Below are 19,548 nucleotides of genomic sequence, written 5' to 3' on the forward strand. Positions count from 1 at the left end.
GCTACTCGCGGCAGCGGAAGCGGACATCACTCGGGCGCGCCTCGTCATGCTCACCGAACGACCCCTACCCGGCGCGTACGACCTCGGCCATCTCCAGGCGTTCCACGCCGCGATCTTCGGCGACATCTGTACGTGGGCAGGGGAATTACGCACAGACATCGCCAAGCGCACACCGTTCTGCCCGGCGAGAACCTGGCGCCCTACGCCGGAGAGGTCTTCGGCCGCGTCACCTCCTCCGGCCATCTGCGGGGTCTCCCGCGCCAGGAATTCCTCTTCCAACTCGCCGAGCTGTACTGCGACATGAACGTCCTCTCATCCGTTCCGTGAGGGCAACGGCCGTTCCCAACGGGCGTTCCTGAGCCAGCTCAGCGCGGACGCGGGATACGACGTGAACTGGTCGGGCATGGACGCTCAGCGCAACGAGGACGCGTCGGTGAAGAGCTTTTTCGGTGACAACAGCCTGTTGGAGCAGCTGCTGGACGGGCTCATCACCGCCACGGGTTGACGCGGCCGCCTCCGGGTCAGCATGCGCGGCCCCGGGCGCCTGGACTGACGCAACTGGTCTAGAAGTCAGAGTGGGAGTCGCTGTCGGTGTCCGTCGCCGCCAGCACTGCGACCCGAGTGCCAGTGGGATCGAGTACGGCGAAGGCAACGTCCGCCGTGTCGTGATGGAACCAGTCCGTGAACGCCATGAACCGCAGCCACCGGTGATCGGCGACGAGCCGCGCCGCGTCCAGGAACGGGAGGTCGCCGGGCAGCCCCATCAGCGCGTACAGACTGTTCCAGGCGTACAGCCGGGCGTACGCACCACCCTGCCCCTGCCCGTTCACGCCGCCGTGGTGCGCTGCCGCGAACAGTTCGTTGATCACATCGTCGGGCGTTGTACGGCAGCTGACAGCCACGCCCCGGCGCGTACCCTCGCCCTCCAGACAAGCCAGGGGCAGTTCCTTGATGAACGCGACGTTGAAGTCGTCCGGCCCGAGCGGGTCAGGCAGCGCGAAGAAACGCGCCTCGGGCTCACGGGACCAGCCACTGACGACAAAGGGCTCGGCAACCGCCCCCGCCCGCCCGGCCTCGGCACTCTCAACGGCCTTACGCCCGCCTTCCGCACCGCCGTCGGTGGCGGAAACCTCGGGGAACCGCGAACGAAGCTGCTCCGAGGTCTTCACCGACCCGAGGCCCCGCACACGAACCCCGAACCGGTGCTCGACATCCAGCCGCGTCCTCGGCAACCGGGCCAACGGGTGCCGCAAGTCGCGCAGTCTCTCCGCGTAAGCGTCCAGTACGGGCCGGCCACGCCCCGCGCCGATCATGGCGAGCTCCCCGAGAATGCAGGCCCGTACCTCCACGGCTGGATCATCGAGCCGCTCGGGAAGTTCCCCGAACAGAGCTGCCAGATCACGCAGTTGCTGCGCCTTGACCAACTTCTCAGCCGCCGAACGCCGGAGCCGGTCGCCTTCCTCCAGCAACTCGGGTCCTAGTTGGGGGAACAACCCCACGATGTCCACGACGAACCTCGCGCAGTCCCGGGAGCGCGTGTCGGCGAGAGCGTCGACGATCCGTCCTAGGACGCGCGCCACCGTGCGTCCTTCGCTCCCTTCACTGAACGCCGAACGACACAACTGCCGTGCCGCTTCGTACAGTTCGGCCGGGCGGGACTCGGCAAGCTGCTTCAGCTCTGCCGGGCTGGACTGTTCCCAGTGGGGCCGGCGGGAAGCAGTGTCGCCGGGCGACGCATCGTTGTCGTTCACGCCGGAAGTCTACGAGCAGGCATCGAGTAGCTTTGCTGAGGCATACGCGCCTTGAGTGAACTTGAGTGAAGCCGTGCGACGGGGGACGAACGTGGGATATCGGCCGTCGGACTGGCACGTTCTTGATCTGGACAAGGACCCGACGCCGGGCGACCCGACCCGGGTGCGGTCTCTGGCGAGGACCCTGCACGACTTCGCCGACGACGTCTCGGAAGCGCTGCGGCTGGTGAAGAGAATGGCAGGCGAAGACGCCATTCTGACGTCGGTGGGCAAGACCGCCGATGTGTTCCGGGACGAGTTCTCCAGCGTTCCGAAGAACCTGAAGAAGCTGAAGAAGTCCTACGACCTGGCCGGGGACGCGCTCGCGGCGTACTGGCCGCAGCTTGAGCGAGCTCAGGCGCTCGCGGACAGGGCACTCGCCAAGGGCCGGGAGGCACAGGCCGATCTTTCGTCCGCCAAGTCCCTTCTGTCGTCAGCCGATTCGTGGGTGGGTCGGGCCGCCAAGGAGGCCGACAAGTACAAGGACGATCCGACCGGAGGGAAGGACGTCGACAAGCCCGACGAAGCGAAGGTGCGGGCCGCGACCCGGGATGCGCAGAACGCCGAGTCGGCGCAGAAATCGGCCCAGGCTGACGTCACTTCGGCCTCCAGTGCTCTGGACACGGCGAAGAAGATGGCCGAGGACGCGCGCCAGATGCGCGAGGAGGCGGCCAGGGAGGCCAAACGGAAACTCGACGAGGCTTCCGACGCCGGTATCCAGAACCGCAGTTGGTACGAGGAGATCGGCGACTGGGTCTCCGACAACTGGGACACCATCGTCGCGGTGTGCAAGGGCGTCGTCGGCGTCGTCGCGATGATCATCGGTGGGCCGATCCTGGGCGCGATCGTCCTGATCGCCGCGCTCGTCGTCCTCGCCGACACCCTCTACAAATACTCGAAAGGCCAAGCCTCCCTCTGGGACGTGGGCTTCGCCGCCCTCGACTGCATACCCGGCGGCAAGGGCATCACGTCCCTCGGCAAACTGGCCAAGGGTATGAAAGGCCTCGGCAAGACCGGGCTCAAGGGCATGGCCAAGGCGCTGAGGGGCGGGCTGCGCCGGGGAGCGGACGACGCGGTGGGCGCGAGCAAGTCCGCGAAGACGCGCTGCAAGAACGGCGACCCGGTCGACATGGTCTCCGGCGAAATGCTCATGGAGGACACCGACGTCGAGCTTCCCGGCCTCCTCCCCCTCGTTCTGCGGCGTACGCATCTCTCGACCTGCCAGTGGGGGCACTGGTTCGGCCCGTCCTGGGCCTCCACGCTCGACGAGCGCCTCGAACTGGACAGCGACGGCGCCGTGTTCGCGACCGACGACGGCATGATCCTCACCTACCCAGTCCCCACACCGGGCACCTCGGTCCTGCCACTCGAGGGTCCGCGCTGGCCGCTGGACTGGGACGGCGAGCCCGGTGCCCCCATCCGCGTCACCGACCCCGCCACGGGCCACACCCGGCACTTCGCCCCGCTCGGCAGCACCACAGCCGTCCATGACACGTTCGTCCTAACGTTGGCCGCACTGACCGACCGCAGCGGACGACGCATCGACTTCGACCGGGACGAGACCGGCTGTCCCACCGCCGTCCGCGACTCCGCCGGCCGCCATCTGCACATCGACACCGAGGACGGCCGAGTCGTCGGGCTGCGGCTGCGCAACGAGGAGGACGGGCCCGACGGCACGACACTGCTGCGCTACGGATACAGCGCCGACGGGCACCTCACCGAGATCCACAACTCCAGCGGCCTTCCGCTCCGGCTCACCTACGACGAGCGGGCACGCATCACGTCCTGGACCGACCGCAACGGTTCCTGGTACCGCTTCACCTACGACGACCAGGACCGCTGTATACGAGGCGAAGGCTCCGACGGGTACCTCTCCTGCTCCATCGACTACGACCAGGAGAGCCGCGAGACGCGCTACACCGACTCCCTGGGCCACACCACCACCTACCGGCACAACGAACGCCGTCAGCTGGTCGCCCAGACCGACCCCCTCGGCAACACGACATACGCCGAGTGGGACCCGTACAACCGGCTGCTCTCCCGTACGGACCCGCTCGGCCACACATCCCGCTTCACCTACGACGAGCGCGGCAACCGCACCTCGGTGGTCCGGCCCGACGGCACGGCCACCACCGCCGAGTACGACGCCTTCGACCGGCCGCTGACGATCACCCTGCCGACCGGCGGCCGCCGCGGGTACGCGTACGACGAGCAGGGCCGCCCGACGGAGACGGTGGCCCCCGACGGGGCGGTCACCAGGTTCGCCTACGACCCGTCAGGCGGCCTCCTGTCCGTCACCAACGCCCTGGGAGCTGCGCACCTGGCCGAGCCGGGCCCGCTGGGTCTGCCCGACTCCACCACGGCGCCGCTGGGCGGCACCACACGAGTCGTGCGCGACGCCTTCGGGCGCATCGTCGAGACGGTCGACGCCACCGGTGCGAGGACGCGCACGGTCTGGACCGTGGAGGGCCGTCCCGCCGAGCGGGTCCTGCCCGACGGAAGCAGCGAGAACTGGACGTACGACGGCGAGGGCAACACCGTCCGCTACACCGGCCCCGACGGCCGAAGCGTCACCCACGCCTTCACCCACTTCGACCGGCCCACCGCGCGCACGGACGCGGACGGCTCGACAGTGCTGTTCACGTACGACACCGAACTCCGCCTCACTGCCGTGACAAGTGCGTCGGGCGCGGTGTGGTCGTACACATACGACCCGGCGGGCCGCCTCGTGAGCGAAACCGACTTCAACGGCCGTACGGTCACCTACTCCTACGACGCGGCGGGCCGACTGACCAGGCGCGTCAACGGCGCCGGCGACATCACCACCTACGTGCGCGACGCCTGCGGCCGGGTCGTCGAGCGGCACTCAGCCGACGCGGTCATGACCTTCACGCACGACGCCGCAGGCCGTCTGGTCGGGGCGACCACCCCATACACGGTTCTCACCTTCACCAGGGACGCGGTCGGCCGTGTCGTCACCGAGGATTGCGACGGCCGCGCTCTGCACATGACGTACGACATCCTCGGCCGACGAGTGGAGCGACGCACGCCGTCGGGCACCGTCAGCAGGTGGGACTGGGATGCGAACAACCGCCCGGCGCAGGTCCGACTCGCGGGCAGCGCGCTGTCCTTCGGGTACGGGCTCTCCGGCCACGAGACCGAGCGGCGGCTCGGCGGGACGGCCGTGCTGTCCCAGGAGTGGGACGCGGGCCACCGCCTGACCAGCCAGACGGTCACCGGCCAGTCCGCCCACGACGCAGGTTTGTCCGGTGAACCACTGCTGCATCGCTCGTACACATACGGGCAGGACGGCGGCATGACCGTCGTCGAGGACCAGACCTACGGCACGCGCCGCTTCACCCACGACCGTCTGGGCAGGGTGGAGACGGTCACCGCCAACGACTGGTCGGAGCGCTACGCCTACGACGCGGCGGGCAACGTCAGCCGGGCCGACACACCCGAGGGCCTGCGGGGAGAGCGCGTCCACGACGGCACTCTCGTACGCCGAGCCGGCCACATCACCTACGTCCACGACGCACAAGGGCGCCTCGTCCGGCAGTCGCGCAAACTGCTGTCCGGAGGCGCGCGGGAGTGGACGTACACATGGGACGCCGAGGACCGCCTCACCCAGGTCACCACCCCGGACGGACGCCGCTGGACGTACGTCTACGACGGTCTGGGCCGACGCGTCGCCAAGCGACTCCTCTCCGACGACGGCCGGGTGATCGAGGAGACCGTCTTCACCTGGGACGGCTCACACCTCGCGGAACAGAGCGACGGCCGAGGCAACGGCCCCACGCGAAGCTGGGAGTGGGCCCCCGGTACCAACCGCGCATTGCTGCAACTCGACCAGAACCGGACCGACCAGGACGAGGTCGACCGCCGCTTCTACGCCATAGTCACCGACCTGGTCGGAACGCCCACCGAGTTGGTCGACGAGGGGGGCCGGATCACCTGGCGTGCCCGAACCACCCTGTGGGGCACGCCCTTCGACGGCCGACCGGACGCCCCGAACAACGACCCGATCGACTGCCCGCTCCGTTTCCCGGGCCAGTACCTCGACGCCGAGACGGGCCTGCGCTACAACTTCCGGCGCTACTACGACCCCGAGAACGCCCGCTACCTCAGCCCCGACCCCCTGGGCCTGGCCCCCGCCCCGAATCACCACGCGTACGTCACCAACCCACTCCGCTTCATCGACCCCCTGGGCCTGGTCAGCTGCGAGGGCAGCAACCACGGAATCAGCACGGATCGCGAAACCCACATCGAGGGCCAGCACGGCCCCGGTGCCCAGGACCGCGTACGCGAAGGAGCGGACCCCACAGGCCCGGAACCTTCCCTGCCCGGCGAGTTCTACGACGACTTCCTCTGGGACGGCGACGACTTCGTCCTGGGCCGACGCCTCATGGAAGGCGTCGACGGAACCCCGGCCATTCCCCACCCCCGGGCCCGAGCGGGCCAGAACACCCACCTCCACCGCTTCGACTACGGCGACCCGGTCGGCATCAACGGCAGCGGGCGGGAGACGAGCGTGGTCGAGGTCGTCATCCGGGACGGCAATATTCATACGGCTTATCCGGTGTGAGTGGTGTGGGATCACTCCCTACCCGAGGGACCCCATAGGTGGCCTGACACTGCCAGCGCCAAGGAACGGGATCTTGAGTCATTTCGGTACGGGTTTCCGTACCATTCCAGTACGATATTTGGTACCGGCCCGACAAAGGATGTGCGTCATGGCCCTCACCGCGAGCGAGGCACGCAGAGACCTTTTCCCCCTGATCAAGAAGGTCAACGACGACCACGCACCCGTACGCATCCACTCCAAGAACGGCGACGCCGTACTCATGTCCGCGGAGGACTACGACGCCTGGCAGGAGACCATCTACCTCCTGCGCTCCCCGGCGAACGCCCGCCGCCTCATGGAAGCCGTAGCTCGCGACCGTGCAGGCCAGACAGGGGTCACGAAGACGCTGGAGGAGCTCCAGGAACTGGCCGGTGACGAGTGAGGGACGTCAACTTCGACCCGGCCGCCTGGGACGACTTCCAGCACTGGCTGGAGACCGACCGCAAGATGGTGCGCCGCATCGTCCGCCTCATCGGCGAAATCCAACGCGACCCGTTCAACGGCATCGGCAAGCCCGAACCGCTCAAGGGCAACCTCTCCGGCTACTGGTCGCGACGCATCGACGACGAACACCGCCTCGTCTATCGAGCCGACGACAAACAGGTCAAGATCCTCAAGGCTCGGTACCACTGCTCGGACTGACGTCGGCTGTGAAATGACATCGGCGACCCCGCATGGGCCGGCGGCCGTGGAAGTGTCCAGACACTGCCAAGGTCGCCCTGAAAACGCACGGCGTCACGGATCAACTAGCTTGTTGCAAAACCTCTTCGACAGTTCCCGTCCCGTGGACCCGACCGAAGGACAGACGTGCAGACGACGCCGCTCAGCCCCGAAGATCCGGCACAGATCGGCGGCTTCGAGCTGTTGGGCCGCGTTGGCCAGGGCGGCATGGGACAGGTGTATCTGGGCGAGTCTCCAGGGGGTGAGCCGGCCGCGGTGAAAATCATCAAGCCATCGGTCGTCGACTCGACCACTCGACTGCGCTTCGCGCAGGAGATCGAGATCCTGAAGACTGTCTGGGGTGCGCGGATCGCGCAGCTCCTCGACGCGGACGCGGACGCGGAACAGCCCTGGCTGGCCACCGAGTACGTGGAGGGACCGGACCTCGGCAAGCATGTGGTGACGCACGGCCCGCTGCCCGCCCTCCTGGTCCTTTCGCTCGGCGCTACCCTCGCCGAGGGCCTGGGATATGTGCACAAGCAGGGACTGCTGCACCGGGACCTGAAGCCCGCGAACATCCTGCTCGGCCCGAACGGTCCCAAGATCATCGACTTCGGCCTCGCTGTCTTCGCCGAGTCGAGTGCCTCCCTCACTGCCGCCAACACGGTCGTAGGCACCCCGTCGTGCATGCCGCCCGAGCAGGCCAACGGTGTGAAGCCACTGACGAGCGCCGTCGACGTGTACGCACTCGGTACGGTTCTGCTGTTCGCCGCGACAGGTCACTTGCCGTACCACGCGAACAACATCCACGTGCTGTTCCACATGGTGACCGATCCGGCGACCGCACCCGATCTGACGGGAGCGCCCCCCGAGCTGCTTCCCCTCCTGACGGCCATGCTGTCCCACCACGCCCAGGACCGGCCCACGATCACCGAGGTCGTCCAGCAGTGCCGTGGCCTGGTCGAGGCGCAGGGACTGAAGCTCGCCCAGGCACGTCGGCGTCTCACCACCTACACGGCCGCGCCGCCCCAGGATTTCCCGACGCTGCTGTCCGTGCCGGTGTCGGAAAACACGACCTCTCCTCCCGTCCCCGTCGTATCCGATTCCGATCCGGCAACCACGCCTGTCCACGCTGAACAGCCGACCGAACCCGTGAGCACGGACGAGCCCGCTTCGGATACCCGGCCCACCATGTTCCTCACCGCACCACAGCGTGCACCGCGGCCCGAGCCTCCCGCTCAACCGGCGGCCACCACCCCGGTGCCCGTGCCTCAGAGCACAGAGGACCAGCAGGAAGGGCTGAACGTGCCACAGCGGCCCCACCTCTCCGGTCGGCCCCCGGCTCGTTCCCTGCGCCATTCCGCCCAGGCACGCCGCACCGCCCAGCAACTGCGCGAGGCCTACGCGGCTCGCGCCGCGTTCTGACCGACCATCCCCGCGCCGCTCCAGGTGCCTCCCCGACACACGCCCACCGCGCACCGTTGATCTGCGGGTCTGCCCTGGTGAGGGTGGTTCACGCGCTTCGCCTCCCATACGGCACAGTGGAGCGGTACAACAGCGTGAGCGACAGGTCTGCCCGAGCGGGGCGGCGACCGCGACAACAGCACAGCACGACGGACACGGGAGGCAGCGGGTGACCGCCCAGCAGAGCAGCACCGCACCGGTGGGTTTCGGGGAGGACCAGTTTCCGGCAGGCGCGCAGGTCTTCGTGCGCGACGAGGTGTGGCTCGTGCGGAACTCCGTGCGCACCGAGCACGACGGCGCGAAGGTCGACGTCGTGGGCGTGTCCGACTTCGTACGGGACCAGGAGGCCGTGTTCTTCACGGGCCTGGACACGATCGAGCTGATCGATCCCCGCCGTACGGAGCTGGTCCCGGACGAGACGTCCAACTTCCGCCGCTCCCGTCTCTTCCTTGAGGCGGTCCTGCGTAAGACCGCGCTCCCGCAGTCCGAGCGCCGGCTGGCCCTCGCCGACTCGTTCCTCCTCGATCCCCTGCCCTACCAGCGCCGCCCCGCCGAGCTGGCCCTGTCGGGCCGCAACCTGCGCCCGCGGCTGCTGATCGCCGACGTGGTAGGGCTGGGCAAGACCCTGGAGATCGGTCTGACGCTGGCCGAGTTGATCCGGCGCGGGCGGGGCGAGCGGATTCTGGTGGTCACCCCGCAGCACGTCCTGGAGCAGTTCCAGCACGAGCTGTGGACCCGGTTCGCGATCCCTCTCGTACGGCTGGACTCTTTCGGTATCGAGCGGATCCAGCGGGAGATCCCGGCGGGCCGCAACCCGTTCACGTACTTCAAGCGGGTCATCGTCTCCATCGACACCCTGAAGAACACGGACCAGTACAAGCACCACCTGGAGCGCATCAACTGGGACGCGGTCGTCATCGACGAGTCGCACAACCTGATCAACCGCGGTTCCCTGCGCAACCAGCTCGCGCAGATCCTCGCCCCGCGCACGGACGCCCTGATCCTGGCCTCGGCGACCCCGCACAACGGTGACGCGAAGTCGTTCGCGGAGCTGATCGGTCTCCTCGACCCGGCGGCGATCCGCGATCCGGAGCACTACCGAGCGCAGGACATCGAGCACCTCTTCATCCGTCGTACGAAGGCCAGTCCCGAGGTCCGCGAGCAGATGAAGGGCCAGTGGGCGGACCGGGGCCCCTCCGAATCGCTGCGGTGCCCGGCCACGCCCGCCGAGGAGAAGATCTTCGAGGAGCTGGCGGCGGTCTGGCTGCCCGGCGATGGCGGCACCTCGGTGAGCGGCGTGCCGCTTTTCCCGTACACGCTGTTGAAGTCGTTCCTGTCCTCGCACGCCGCTCTGAAGTCGACGGTGGCCGCGCGTATCAAGACGCTGGAGAAGAAGGACGACCCGACGGCGACCCGCGCCGAACTCGCCGCGCTGCGCACGCTTCAGGAGCTGGCCGCGCGGATGACCGAGGCGGACTCCGCGAAGTTCGCGAAGCTGGTCGAGCACCTACGGGAGACGATCAAGGTCGGCCCCAAGTCCACCGCCCGCGTCGTGGTCTTCTCCGAGCGGGTGCAGACGCTGGAGTGGCTGCGTACGGTGCTTCCGGCCGCGCTCGGGTTCCGGGGCAGGGCGGCCGAGGAGTCGACGCGGGTGATGCACGGCGGTCTGTCGGACGAGCAGCAGATGCAGTGCGTGGAGGACTTCGGCCTGGCGGACGCGCCCGTACGCATCCTGCTGACCGGCGATGTGGCGTCCGAGGGCGTCAACCTTCACCGCCAGTGCCACCACCTCGTCCACTACGACGTGCCGTGGTCGCTGATCAGGATCGAGCAGCGCAACGGCCGTATCGACCGCTACGGCCAGTCCCTCGAGCCGCAGTTCGGCGCGCTCATTCTTACCAGCGAGGTCGAGGGCGCGAAGGACGACACGGTGGTCGCTGAGCGGCTGCTGGACCGCGAGGCGGAGGCGCACGACAAGCTGGGTTCGGCAGAGGCGGTGACGGGTCTGTACCGGGCGGAGGCCGAGGAGAAGTCCCTCATCCAGGATCTGCTGCGCGGCCGTACGGTGGACGAGTCCCTGGACTCGCGCCGGGCGGAGGCGGAGGCGGACTCGGCCATGGACGACTTCCTGGCGGACTTCTTCGGTTCGGTGGGTGATCCTGAACCGTCGGCCGAGGACGGTGCCGCGGCAACCGCACTGGGAGGCGCCGGGGCCGACCCCGGCTCCACGGAGCCGGGCGACGCGGCGGTGCCGCGCCTCTTCACCTCCACCGCCGAGTTCCTCGACGAGGCACTGCGCGAGGTGTTCCCCGACGCGACCACCAGCCTGGACCTGCACCGGGACACCGAGTCGGGCCTGCTGTCCTTCCGCCCGCCCACCGACCTGGTACACCGTCTCAAGGCGCTCCCGCTGGACTACGTACGCGAACAGCGCCTGCGCGAGCGGCTGTTGGTGACCTTCAACCGTCGGCTCGCCGAGCACTCGCTGAAGCGGGCCCGCGAGTCGTCCACGTCCAGCTGGCCGGAGATCTCCCTGCTCACGGATCTGCATCCGGTGGTGGAGTGGCTGACGGACAAGGTCCTGGTCCGCCTTGGCCGCCAGGAGGCCCCGATCATCACGGCCGACGTGCCCGAGCCCACGTACCTCGTGCAGGGCGTCTACTCCAACGCGCTGGGACGTCCTACCGTCGTCAAGTGGATGGGCGTGACGCGGGGCGGCACCGTCGAGGACGACATGGTGGGGCTGCTGCGCCGCTCCGGGGTCGGACCGACCATGGCGAACCCGATGCGCCACAGTGAACCGGCGACCGCGCTGGAGGCCGGCATTCCCCTCGCGTTGGCCGCCGCCGAACACTTCCTCGACCGGCACCGCGACGCCTGGAACGAGCCGCTGCGCAAGCCGATCGACGACTACAAGGCCCGTCTGGGCGACTGGGAGCAGCCCACCCTCGTCGGGGAGCGGACGAAGAAGTCGCTCGCCTCGCTCGCCGACTCGCTGCTGACCACCGGCCGCCCCCTGCTGCGGGTCCTCGCCGTTCTGGTCCCCGACCCGGAGGCCTCCGCTCCGGCGCCGTCCACGGCCTGAGCCGACGCCCGACAGACCTCCCGACCTGTGATTCCCTGAGAAGAGACCGGACATGACGTACGACTCCCTGGTCAACCGAGGAGACTACTTCTCGGCGCACTACCTCGCCGAAGTGCTGCCCAAGGACCTCAAGTCGGGCCTGCTCGCCACCTGGAAGCAGCGTGAGGACGAGGCGAGGGCGGAGGCCGAGCGGGCGGCCACGGCGGCCACTTCGGCAGCGGCCGACGGAACGTCCGCAACGACGTCGGGTGAACCGGACGCCGATGCCCTCCCCGTCACCCCACGCGCGGGCCTGCGCGAACTGCGCCGCCCTTACTTTCGGGCCCGTTCCTCCTTCGCGCTGCCCGAGGACGAGGACGGCACGACGGCCGCCCAGGACACCGAGGACGACTCGGCGACGTACGACTCCCCCGCCTGGGCCGAGCGCGTACGCACCACGAACGCCGAGGTCCTGCGAGCCCTCGGCTACGACGCCAAGCCGCGCACGATGACGGTCACACGCGCCGACCAGCCGTACGAGGTGCGGGTGGCGCACGCCGAGAAGGGTTTGGTCGCGGTCGACTGCGGCTGGGCCGCCGAACCGGACGCCGCCCTCGACCCGGAGGGCCCCGGCCGCCTCCTGGAGCCGGTACCGCTGGGCGGACAGAACACCGTGCCCACGGGCTCGAAGCTCGCCTCGTTCCTCTTCGCCTGCGAGGACGCGCCACGTTACGTGCTGCTGCTGGTCGGCGGAGTCGTCGTCCTCGCGGACCGGACGGTGTGGGGCGAGGGCCGCTATCTCGCGGTCTCCCTGGACGCGGCCCTGCAACGCAACGACACCAAGGCGGGCGGCGAACTCGACACGATCGCCGCCCTGTTCGGCGCGGACTCGCTGCGCACCCCGGAGGAGGGCGGCGAGAACCCCCTCGCGGAACTCGTCGGCAAGTCCACCAAGCACGCGGTGGGCGTCTCCAGCGAACTGCGCGACGGTCTGCGGCTGAGCGTCGAACTGATCGCGAGCGAGGTTCTGGCCCAGTTGCGCGACCAGGGCGTACGCCCCGAGGACATCGGCGAACTGCCCGACCTCGGCAAGCAGTTGACCCGCGAATCGCTCCGCTACCTCTACCGTGTCCTGTTCCTGCTCTACGCGGAAGCCCGCCCCGAGCTGGGCATCCTGCCCTCCGACTATCCCGAGTACCAGCAGGGCTACGGCCTCGGCCGCCTCGGCGAACTGATCGCCGAACGCGACCTCGTCGACGAGAAGTCCCGGCAGGGCACGTATCTGTACGAGTCACTGGACCTGCTCTTCCGCAAGGTCCAGGAGGGATACCGTTCCCGCCGCACGCACGGCCCCGCAGCCGTGGAGACGGACGACGGCATCGAGCTGGACACCGTCAGGGCCAGCGAGGACGTGGGCCTGCGTTTCGAGCCACTGCACTCCAAACTGTTCGAGGCGGAGTCGATCCGGCTGATCGGCCTGGGCGCGATCCCGCACCCGCACGACGACGCCGACGAGGACGACACCGACGGCGGGGGTGGTGGTCGCCCCCTGGACACCCGACTGCGCAACGCCACCCTCTACAAGGTGCTGCGCCTGCTGATGATCACGCGCGGCAAGAAGGGCGAACGCGGCGGCTTCATCTCGTACGCCCAGCTCGGCATCAACCAACTCGGCGCCGTGTACGAGGGCTTGATGTCGTACAGCGGGTTCATCGCGGCCGACGACGAGGATCTGTACGAGGTCGCGAAGGGCGGCGATCCGAAGGACGGTTCCTGGCTGATCCCGAAGTCGAAGATCGACGACTACACGCGCGACGTGTTCGTGTACCGCCGCGACGAGGAGACCGGAGAGGACGTCCGCGTCACCTACACTCCCGGCTCGTTCGTCTACCGCCTCTCGGGCCGCGACCGCCAGACCTCCGCCTCGTACTACACCCCCGAGTCCCTCACCAAGGTCACGGTGCAACTGGCCCTCCAGCACCGCCTGGATCAGGACGGTACGACGACCGAGGCGCGCGAGCTGCTCGACTGGAAGATCTGCGAGCCGGCGCTCGGCTCGGGCGCGTTCCTCAACGAGGCCATCAACCAGGTCGCGGCGGAGTACCTGCGGCGCCGCCAGGAGGAACTGGGCACGCCGATCGACACGGAGAAGTACGCGGTCGAGCTCCAGAAGGCCAAGGCGTACGTCGCCCTGCACAACTCCTACGGCGTCGACCTCAACGAGACGGCCGTGGAACTGGCGGAGGTGTCCCTCTGGCTCAACACCATGCACCCCGGCATGGAGGCCCCCTGGTTCGGCCTGCACCTGCGACGCGGCAACTCGCTGATCGGCGGCCGACGTGAGGTGTATCCGGCGGAGAAGCTGAAGAAGGCGGCCTGGCTGGGGACCACGCCCGAGCGCTTCCCGTTGACGGAGGCCGCGAACGGCCTCCCGACGACGGTGACCGAGCGCACGACCCGGAGCGGGGCGGTGCAGCGCGTCACGGAGAACGCCGTCCACCACTTCCTCCTCCCCGCGAAGGAGTGGGGCGCGGTCGCCGCCGAGAAGGAGGCGAAGGCACTCGCCCCGGAGGCGGCACGCACACTGGGCAACTGGCGCAAGATGATCACGCGCACGCCAACCGCCAAGCAGGCGGAGCGACTTCAGGCTGCGGCACGCCGGGTCGAGTTCCTGTGGGAGCTGGTCGTACGACGTCTGGAGATCTCCGAGCGCGACATCTCGCGCCGGATCGACGTGTGGGGCGCGGAAGGCGACTGGCTGCGCTCACCGGAGGTCGCGGTACAACGGGAGAAGGTCGTCGCCGACCTGACGGCACCGGACACCCCGTACTGGCGCCTGAAGACCCTGATGGACGCGTGGTGCGCGCTGTGGTTCTGGCCGGTCCAGGAGGCCGGTTTGCTGGACGGTACGGCGGCGGTGTACGAGCGGGGGCTGGACCAACTCCCGTCCGGTGCCGTGGCGGAGGGGCTGCGAGCGTCGGACGACTCCGGCGTGCTGATGTCCTGGGAGACGGAGGATTTGTTCGGCGAGATCACAGGGGGCGGCGAGCTGACGGCGGCCTCGGTGGAGCGCCGACGGGCTGGGCGTCGCAAGGAGGCCATCGGGGGTGCGCGCAAGCGGGCGGTGGTTCCACTGGCGGGGCTGGACGACTGGCTGGAGTTCGCCGAGGCGTTGATCGGCACGGAGGATGTGCCGGCGGACTCACTGGTGGCGGAGTTCGGGTCGCTGGCGGAGCTGGAGCCTTATGAGGATGCGCTGCCGGATTTGATGGGCATGGAGCATTTCCAGCAGCTGGAGCTGCGGTTTCCTTGGGCTTCGGTGGCGGGGGATGTGGCGCGGGCGCAGGGGTTCTTCCACTGGGAGCTGGACTTTGCGCAGGTGTTTGCCGAGGGTGGGTATGACTTGCAGGTGGGGAATCCGCCTTGGTTCAGACCCCGATGGCAGGAGGACGTGGTCCTAGCGGAGCTGGAGCCATGGTTCATGCTGGCGGAGAAGCCTAGCGTCACAGAGTGGCGCCTCCGAAAAGAAGAGGCACTGGGTGCAGCGCCAGAGAACATCACATATTTGCTGACAGAACTCGGGGAAAACGTCGGCACAGTCAGCATGTTGAGCTCGCCGACCATCTACCCACTCATTAGCGGCACCCAGCCCAATCTCTACCGTTCCTTCATGTGTCAAGTATGGGAGCACACTGGAATTCGCGGAACAGTCGGATTGATTCATCCTGACACGCACCTAGAGGGCATGAGGGAAGGTGAACTTCGCGCTGCCACCTATCACCATTTGCGCCTTCATGCAACATTTGTAAATTCAGGCAACTGGGCCTTCGAGATCGGCCGAACAGTATCTTTTGGCCTGCACATCTACAGTCAATCTCAACCTGAAATCGATTTTCTGACTCTGAGTCAACTTCATTCCGCACAGGTGCTGCCAGAATCACTCAGGCATGACGGTCGCGGCAGCATCCCGACACAGAAACATAACGGCTTCTGGGACGTGCGCCCCCATCGCTCGCGTGTCGTAAGGGTCACCTCCCCGCTACTCGCAGAATGGCAGAAACTCGGCGGCGACACGAAAAGACCGATCGAGCAAACACAACTCTTGCATCCCATCACCACGGACGAGCAAGGCGCAATCGCCTCCCTGGCCGGGGCAACAAGAAGACTTGCCGATGATAATCCTCTAATCAGTGCTGGCTACCACGAATCCGGGAGCAAGCAGGAAGGAATTATTCGATACGAAGTAGGACTTCCCGAAAATTGGGGAGAAGTAATCCTCCAGGGTACACATTTTGCGATCTCGACACCGTTCGCTAAACAGCCAAACTCACCTATGCGAAACGCGAAAGATTGGTCAGCTTGGGACATCGTCCGCTTGCCAAAAAATAGCGTGCCTCGTACCACATACGTCCGTGCTTGCGATCGAGATCGCTATAAGAGGGCACAAGACCGCTGGGGAGATAATCCATATAGCGAGCGATATCGCCTGGCCTGGCGACGAATGATTGACCCCAAGAACACGGAACGTAGTCTTTTTGCGTCCATCATCCCGCCGGGTCCAACGCACGTCCATACTGTAAATTCCATGGCCCTGGCCGACAACCGCCTTACCGTACTTAATGCGGGCTTCTGGGCTTCCCTGCCCATGGATTACCTATTGCGCATCACTGGCCGATCTGACCTCCAAATTGCAGAGGCCCGCCGAATGCCCGCTCCGACCCCAGGCCACCCCCTAACCCACCCACTCCTCCTACGCACACTGCGACTCAATTGCCTAACTAGCGCCTATGGCGATCTATGGCGAGAACTATTCCAAGCCGCCTGGCTCGAATATGAGAAATGGGCTCACCAATGGCCCAATATTCCAACACTCGCAACCCGACTTAACGCCGAATGGAGTGACGCCACACCGCTCCGTACCGAGTATGAGCGCCGCGCTGCCCTCGTCGAATTGGACGCACTCGTCTCAGTGTGGCTCGGTATCAGCGCCGATCAACTTGTTGCAATCTACAAATCTCGGTACGCCGTTCTTTCAGACCGGGAAGCACAGATGTACTTCGACGCTCATGGGCGCCGGATCGCCGCCGACCCGTACGCCTTCGGATACGGCCAGAGCAAGGAAACTTATCCAGCCCTCCTTGACCATCTTGAAAGAACTGGTGCAGCACCACCTCCCGATGGGTACTCCGCCCCGTTCTACAAGGCCGACCGCGAGGCCGAAATGCGCACCGCGCATGTCCACTTCCAGGCCCGCCTAAATGCCGAGATCAGGGCCGGCCGCTGGTCACCACCCACGCGTCTGGCGTCGCAGGTTGATGGCTGACACCGCAGCCGACCATCGTCCGCTCGATGATCGGTCCAACATCTGCGGTCGCCCGCACCGCAGGGCGTGCACTGCGGACTCTATGCGGTTGGACGACTACGGCACGGTGATTTGCCACACCGAGTGCCCAGGTACTACAGCCGTGACTCGTGTCCGTGTCCGGTAGCCGTGTGATGCGTTGACCTGCCTGTGAGTACGGAGCGGGCGGTGCAGGTCTGGGCGGGCTGGTTCGATGACTTCTTCGCCTCTTTGGCGGGGGTATTCGGTCGGGTCGAGCCACGCCGGATGGCGATGGCGTATGTGAAGGCGTTGATCGCGCCAGTCGAACGGAAGAACGGGTGGCAGATTGCCGGGCATGTCGGGCACCCGAGTCCGGACCGGGTGCAGTGGTTCCTGGCCCGCTCGACCTGGTGCGCGGATCAACTCCGTGACACTCTGCCATCGTTCGTCGTCCAGTTCCCGGCCCGGCCGGATGGGGTGCTGGTGCTGGACGAGACGGCGTTCCTGAAGAAGGGCCGGATGTCGGCCGGGGTGGCCCCGCAGTACGCCGGTATCACCAGCCAGATCGAGAACTGCCAGGTCGCGGTGTTCTGCGCCTACGCCACCGACACGGGGCGGGCGCTGATCGACCGTGAGTTGTATCTGCCCGCTGCCTGGTGCGACGACGCCGGCCACTGCCGCACCCAGCACATTCCCCGAGCGCGCGCGAAGGCGGTGGTGACCAAACCGGAACTGGGCCGGCGCATGATCGAACGGTGTCGGCGGGCGAAGGTGCCCTTCGGCTGGGTGGCCGCCGACAGCGCCTATGGCCAGGACCGTAAATCCGCGCCGCTCTGGAGCGCCGCCGCATCCCGGATGTCATGGCCGTTCCCGTGGACGAGACGGTGCACACGCGCGGCACCGGAAACCTGCGGGTGGACGCGTTCGCCGCCGCCGTCCCGCTCCTCTTCGAGCGCCGCTCGTGCGGGGCGGGGGCCAAGGGCCTGCGTTCCTACGACTGGGCACTGGCCGAGGTGACCTGGCCAGGCGGAGCCGAGGGCGGCCCTCGACGCGGCTACCTCCATCTGCTGCTGGTGCGGCGCTCGATCGCCGATCCGACTCAGATCGCCTATTTCGCCGTCCACGCCAGGGCTGGCACCCCGATCGGCGAGATCGTCCGGGTGATGGGCCTGCGCTGGTCCATCGAGGACTGTTTTGAGACCGCGAAGTCCGACTGCGCACTGGACCACTACGAGGTCCGTACCTGGGACGCCTGGCACCGCCACATCACCCTGTCCATGGCCGCCCTGGCCTTCCTGACCATCACCGACACCCGCAGCCGCGACCTCCCACGCCCTGAAGAACCCGACCAACTGCCCACCCCGACAGCTCTGTTGGACGAGGCCGAAAAGGGGCATCGTCAGGCCGCGTCGAAAAGCTGATCCGCTACACCGCAGAGGAGATCCGCCGCCTGCTCAACCGGCTCGTCTGGGCCACCGCACCCCACTGCCACTACGCCACCCGCGACAGACGAGATCACGAGTCACGGCTGTAGTAGGGAGCAGCCACGCACAACAACTGTCAGCCAACAAGTCGATGAGCTACTGGTAACGCTGCCCCGCCGGCAAGTAGTCCCGCAGCCAGAGCTGCAGGCCACGAACGCTCGGAGGCAAAGGCAAGCCCTCCCAGTACCAAGCCGGTTACTGCGGCAATCAATAGAACGAGGGCTGCATGCTGGCTTACCAGATGGGGACCCTCACCGTTGGCGCCATCGACATCTTGAGAATTCCCAGTCCCGCTCACTGCTCTCCTTTTCCTAGTTTCCCCGTCGGACACTCCTCGCGCAGCGACTGAAGCCGTGCGCCCGTTGCGTCGACGATCCAGAATGTCCAGCCATTTCGATGAGGATCAGCCTCAGGCTTGTACGCCCTCACTGCCGCAGTCGCGGCCCCGCTCGGAGACTTGTAACGCCCTTGCGCGAGCCCGGAAGAGATGACAAGGCTCCGTGACTCAGGGTTGAATTCACCACAAATCTTGTGCCCTGCGTAGCGCGCATGCACAGCGACTACACCGCGTTTGATGGCTTCGACAGAGCGTTCACAACCGACCGCCTGAAAGTGATCCAGCAGTCGAAGCACAACTCCCTCGGCATCTACACCCCACGCCCGCGCTAGCAGGGAGACCTGCATGCTCGCCGCCTCACCGAGCCTGACGTCCACGTCAACATCCCTCCATCCGTCAGCCGAATGGGTGAACCATAGCACTCCCAGTGCCAACCCAGAACTCCCAGAGCTTTCCCTTCAACGACCCTCAGCATGCGGCCGGAGTGATCAAACAGCACCACCCGAGCCTGAATGGCCTAAAACGGCTACTGGTCCCGGACCTGCCGCCCCGCATCCGCACGATCATCGGCAAGCCGAAGAGCAAGGCACTCCGTGTGGCGGGCCCGTTGATCGGCCTGGTGGTACAAAAGAACCTGGATGCGTACACCGACGCCCACTACGCCCGTATCCGCGTGAACGTCGCCAGAGCCCTCTCCTCTGTGAGAGCCCCCAGCAACTCGGCCTTGGCACTTGCCACTTGGGGGTCTAGAGCCTGGCCCAATGGTGGGCGCAAGGTCGGAGTGGATGCCTGACCATCAGCG

General features: G+C 67.1%; 10 protein-coding genes and 1 pseudogene. 10 read left to right on the forward strand and 1 reads right to left on the reverse strand.

Annotation, left to right across the window (positions count from 1 at the left end; all coding sequences use genetic code 11):
* Positions 1-132 precede the first annotated feature (132 nt).
* On the forward strand, positions 133-327 hold the full coding sequence (locus QA861_RS36485; protein ID WP_334593011.1) for a hypothetical protein: 195 nt from the start codon (positions 133-135) through the stop codon (positions 325-327).
* Positions 328-563: 236 nt separating this feature from the next.
* Here QA861_RS36485 and QA861_RS36490 read toward each other — a convergent pair whose 3' ends face one another.
* Positions 564-1,751: a DUF6183 family protein gene (locus QA861_RS36490; protein ID WP_334593012.1), complete on the reverse strand. Its 1,188-nt coding sequence runs from the start codon at positions 1,749-1,751 to the stop codon at positions 564-566.
* Positions 1,752-1,806: 55 nt separating this feature from the next.
* Here QA861_RS36490 and QA861_RS36495 point away from each other — a divergent pair, with 55 nt between their 5' ends.
* The 9 genes and pseudogenes from QA861_RS36495 to QA861_RS36530 all read left to right on the forward strand — a co-directional run bounded on the left by QA861_RS36495 (position 1,807) and on the right by QA861_RS36530 (position 19,539).
* Positions 1,807-6,375, forward strand: a complete 4,569-nt coding sequence (locus QA861_RS36495; protein WP_334593014.1) for a DUF6531 domain-containing protein — start codon at positions 1,807-1,809, stop codon at positions 6,373-6,375.
* Between the two features lie 148 nt (positions 6,376-6,523).
* Positions 6,524-6,796, forward strand: a complete 273-nt coding sequence (locus QA861_RS36500) for a type II toxin-antitoxin system Phd/YefM family antitoxin (RefSeq protein WP_334593015.1) — start codon at positions 6,524-6,526, stop codon at positions 6,794-6,796.
* Positions 6,793-7,056: a Txe/YoeB family addiction module toxin gene (locus tag QA861_RS36505; RefSeq protein WP_334593016.1), complete on the forward strand. Its 264-nt coding sequence runs from the start codon at positions 6,793-6,795 to the stop codon at positions 7,054-7,056. The genes QA861_RS36500 and QA861_RS36505 overlap by 4 nt, the downstream gene beginning before the upstream one ends.
* Positions 7,057-7,221: 165 nt before the next feature.
* Positions 7,222-8,499, forward strand: a complete 1,278-nt coding sequence (locus QA861_RS36510; protein ID WP_334593017.1) for a serine/threonine protein kinase — start codon at positions 7,222-7,224, stop codon at positions 8,497-8,499.
* 208 nt (positions 8,500-8,707) lie between these two features.
* Positions 8,708-11,623, forward strand: coding sequence for a DEAD/DEAH box helicase (locus QA861_RS36515; protein ID WP_334593019.1), 2,916 nt, complete (start codon positions 8,708-8,710; stop codon positions 11,621-11,623).
* A gap of 52 nt (positions 11,624-11,675) precedes the next feature.
* A complete protein-coding gene (locus QA861_RS36520) occupies positions 11,676-16,925 on the forward strand; it encodes a class I SAM-dependent DNA methyltransferase (RefSeq protein WP_334593020.1) in 5,250 nt (1,749 codons plus the stop codon).
* A 285-nt stretch (positions 16,926-17,210) separates the two neighbouring features.
* A pseudogene (locus tag QA861_RS47275) lies at positions 17,211-17,687 on the forward strand (IS701 family transposase); the annotation flags it as partial.
* Between the two features lie 98 nt (positions 17,688-17,785).
* The gene (locus tag QA861_RS36525; protein ID WP_334593022.1) at positions 17,786-18,346 is read left to right on the forward strand and encodes a hypothetical protein; all 561 of its coding nucleotides are present in this window, start codon (positions 17,786-17,788) and stop codon (positions 18,344-18,346) included.
* Between the two features lie 827 nt (positions 18,347-19,173).
* Complete coding sequence (locus QA861_RS36530) at positions 19,174-19,539, forward strand: hypothetical protein (RefSeq protein ID WP_334593023.1); 366 nt, start codon at positions 19,174-19,176, stop codon at positions 19,537-19,539.
* Positions 19,540-19,548: the final 9 nt, after the last annotated feature.

This window comes from Streptomyces sp. B21-083 (assembly GCF_036898825.1).
In the GTDB taxonomy this organism is placed as follows: domain Bacteria; phylum Actinomycetota; class Actinomycetes; order Streptomycetales; family Streptomycetaceae; genus Streptomyces.

What these genes read in the sequence shown, in the direction of transcription:
- QA861_RS36525 (WP_334593022.1), top strand. Translation starts at nt 17,786, where the DNA reads ATGGCCGTTCCCGTGGACGAGACGGTGCACACGCGCGGCACCGGAAAC.
- QA861_RS36520 (WP_334593020.1), top strand. Translation starts at nt 11,676, where the DNA reads ATGACGTACGACTCCCTGGTCAACCGAGGAGACTACTTCTCGGCGCAC.
- QA861_RS36500 (WP_334593015.1), top strand. Translation starts at nt 6,524, where the DNA reads ATGGCCCTCACCGCGAGCGAGGCACGCAGAGACCTTTTCCCCCTGATC.